The organism is Candidatus Hydrogenedentota bacterium (assembly GCA_018005585.1).
Lineage (GTDB): Bacteria > Hydrogenedentota > Hydrogenedentia > Hydrogenedentales > JAGMZX01 > JAGMZX01.
Genome location: JAGMZX010000028.1, coordinates 43092 through 47114, shown reverse-complemented (window position 1 = coordinate 47114; position 4023 = coordinate 43092). Strand labels below are relative to the sequence as shown.

The following is a 4023-nucleotide window of genomic DNA, read 5'->3' as shown; positions in this document are numbered from 1 at the left end:
CGCCCTCCAGAAGCAGGCTTGCGCGCCGGGAGGAAGCGCGCAGCACGTCACACACCCCGATTCGCCGCCGAGGGCTTGTCCGCACGTCTTGGCTTTGTGAGGCGAACAACTGCCGCCATCCTCTCATTCGGCCCGCGCGCCCCGGCTACCTTCGCGACACCGCGACATGCCGGATTGGACTTCTGCGCCCCCGTCCCCGGTCTCAAGTCCCCGTCTGGCCCCGCCAGCACGGGCAAGAACGCACCACAGGGAGCTTAGCCAACGGGTGGGGCGGTTTCAACTTGGCTGGCACGTCCTCGGCTGGCACATGCCCGGGAACCTGCAGCCCAAGTACTCCATTTCGGGAATACGGTCCCGTGTGGCAAGCGAGCTTGCGCTTGGTTCTTCGCGGAGCATGCTCTGCGACAAGAAGGTCGCCCGGCTGCAAGCTGCCCGAAGGGAAACGGCAGCAAGCGACCTGAGTTCTTCCTGCACGGGCGGGGCGCCCGTGCCGCAACTTCGCCCTTCGCCTGTGGTATAATCATCGACTGAAGAGGCAGTTGTACGCTCCGCGAAGCATTACCCGTGTTTTTACCGCCGCTACGGCGGAGGGATGGGAGTTCTTGTAGGGAGTGATGAGGTATGCTGAGGCTTATCCTATCGTTAGTGGTGTTCATGGGTTGCGTCTGCGGCTGGGCCGGTGCGGTGGAGCCGCTTCCGCCCAAACCGGGTGCCCCGGCGCGGGCAGCGGGTCCGCCAAAAGCCGCTTCCTTGAAGTTCTCTCATGAAATCTGGGGCCAGACACACAAGGGCGAAGGCTATGTTTACGGGCCGTGGTCACGGACCGTCGGCCTGACCGCAGTAGACATAGACCTGGACGGCGATACCGATTTCGTGTTTCCAAACACGGTCGGCAACCCGCAGGTGATGCGGAATCTCGGCTCCGTCGGCACGTTCTATCCCGGCGGCAGCAAAGACCTGGCCGTCACCGGGTTTCCGGCGAATACGGATTGGGGTTTCACCTATGATTTCGAGGACGTGAACGGGGATAAACGGCCCGACATGGTGGCGGAACTCTACCGCCGCCAGCCCTCGCTCCGGACGCTGGTGGCCTGGTTCCGCAATGACGGGCCGGACAGCAACCCGAGCTACAGCTATCAGGGAACCGTCTACACAAGTCCGCAGGAAGACAGACTCGCTGCTTTGTGGGTAAAACTGGCGGACATCAACGCGGATGGGCTTCAGGAATTGTTCGTATGCGAGGCCTTTCTGTCGGAACCCTCTCGAAATCACCGCGTTTTCATGCAGAACAACACCGGGTCGCCCGCATCGCCGTCGTGGGCGGCTCCCGTCGAAATCGTGGCATTGAGCAATCTGTTGCCGGACCGTATTCCCCGTTCCGTCGTGAAGGAAGCGGAGGAAACCGGCGCCGCACTCCCCGTTTATGAGCGTCCGCTAACGGGTTTCGAAAAGACGAGCTACACCTATGGGCTGGGCGACTTCGAGCTTGCCTATTGGAACTTCGACGACGTTCTGGACGTCATGTTCTATGACCGCGAGAAGGGGTTGATGTGGATAAAGAACATCGGCACGGCAACCAACCCGGTGTGGGACTCCCAGCTCGGGAACGGCGGCGAGCCGCTGTACGACCACCGCGTGGTAGACGACCTCACGCTATCGGAGAGTTCCTTCGCGTTGCGGCGCAACCCCAAATGGGCCAGCCCAGGGGAGGAATGGCTGGACGACATCTACCTTTCGGTGAACTATTTGCTGAAGACCTACCGCTATTTCTACGCGGACTTGGCCTACCGGATTGTCCAGGAACGGCCCATTGCATACCCCGTCGGCCAGGGTATCTCCGCATTCTGGGACTATGACGGCGACGGCGACCACGACATGTTCCGGATCGGCATCAATACCTCAAGCCCGACCCCCGCGCTGCTCCTGTTCCCCAACGTTGGCACGCCCTACGCACCTATCTGGGGCGAATACCGCGTGATCGAAGAGGTGCTCCTCGGCCAGGGCGACGCGTCGAACAACGGGCGGCAAGATATGTTCACGTTCGCCGATTATGACGCGGACGGCTCGATGGAGTTGCTGGTGCAGGGGCAGGACAGCCGTGTTTCTCTGTACGCCGCTGAGCCGCCAACGACCCCGGACGGACTGCCTTCGTTCACGCTGCTCGACGGCGATTTCGGCCACATTCTCGAACCGAACGACGCGGACATCCTGCCCATGGGCATCGCCGCGGCCGATTTTGACGGATTCGATGACCACATGACGGAAGTGTTCGTTAACTACTATGCACAAACGGGCGACGAGCCCAGCGGCAAGCACAAATACGGCAACTTCGTCATGTACGACCCGTTTTACGACATGACATTCGAGATGCACGGGCTCTTGCCGGACCCCGCGGGCGGGCCACTGGACGTGGACTTCATCGAGAACCTTGCGGTCTGCGATTTGAATCAGGACGGGAGGCCCGACCTTGCAGTAACCACGGCGAATTACTTCGACTATGAACAAACCAACACGTATTACTACCGCAACGGCCCGCTGGAAGACTGGCCGTACATGGAGTTCACGTATGGCGGCGAAATCAGCGCCATCCAGCAGACCGACCCCATGTACGCGCGCATGCCCGCCTTCGTGGATATCGACGCCGACGGCGACGACGACATGTTTATCGGTCATCACCACCACCCGCGCGTGCACAACGCGATCGAGCACTACATGCGGTTCTATCGCAACTCGGGGGACACGGGCCTCAACTACTGGCGCCGGCGTTCGGTGGCGAACCAGGCCTGGACCCTTACGTGGAACGGGCAATATCCGGACTACGCCTTCATTCTGAACGGCAGCGGCGGCATCATCCCCGGCAACGGCCAGTATCAGGCAGGATCGTACGCGCCCACGGTCGATATCATCGAAAGCACGGACTTGGGCGAGGGCGATAATGTGCGCATCTTTATCGACGTGTTCCCGCCCTTGACGCCCGCTGCGGCCAAGGCGATCCTCGTCGTCGGCGGCGACCCCGGCGACGACCTCTACCCCACGTTTCGTAGTCTCGCGGGGTATGCCTACTACGTGCTCTGGGCCGAGGGGTTCACGCCCGCGAGCATTCGGTTCTTCACCAGCGGCACGTTCGACGCCACCAATGACGGCCTGAGCGACGTGTATGCAGCCCCGACGCTGGCAAACCTGCAGCAGTCGATCAGTCAGTGGGCGCGGGATACGGAGAAGCTGCTCGTGTATTTCATTGACCACGGGCAGCGCGACCGGTTCCGCGTCAATGCGACGGAATACCTGGAGGCGGCCACCCTCGACGCGTGGTTGGACACGCTGCAGTCGGGCGGGCTCGGCCCGCAGGTCACTGTAGTTATCGACACCTGCGAAGCCGGATCGATGCTGGACAACATCAAAGGCGCGCGCCGCATTGGCATCGCCAGTTCGGGCATGGGGCCCCTGGAAGGCATAGCCATATTCGACAAGTCGCGGTGGATCAGCTTCTCGCTGAACTTCTGGTCCGCCCTCTTCAACGGCGCCACGTACGGCGAGGCCTTTGACCGGTCCAAGAGCGCGATAGAAGCCATCAACCCGCTGCAAGTCTCGCTTATCGACGACAACGGCAACGGCAGCGCCAATGAAGCGGAGGACGGGTTTGTCGCGGACGGCGTGCGGCCCGGCGGCGATTTCGAATTGCAGGGCCCCAGCGTCTTCATCGGCGAGATCGCGCCGCCGCAATCGACAGGAAGCAATTCCGCCACGATCTGGCTCGCTGACGTGGTGTCGGGTTTTCCGGTGGACGAGGCCGGCGCGCTGATCGTGCCGCCAAACTTCCAGCGTCCGAGCACGGAAGCAGGAGACGAACAGCCGGTAACGGGCCTCGCTTGGGTAACGTTGACCTACAGCCCGTCGTCGGCCCGGTGGCAGACGTCCTACAACGGTTTCAACGAGGGCGGCCTCTTTCAGGTTCAGTACTTCGTCAAGGCGGGCGGCCTGTGGTACGCGTCGCCGCGCATCGGTTTTGTCGATCGCATCAAT

At 61.9% G+C, this 4023-nt stretch carries 1 protein-coding gene; it reads left to right on the top strand.

All coding sequences use genetic code 11. The annotated features are described in order from the left end of the window. Positions 1-621 precede the first annotated feature (621 nt). Positions 622-4023: VCBS repeat-containing protein (locus KA184_06950; protein MBP8129306.1), on the top strand; the 3402-nt coding region annotated here is incomplete at its 3' end.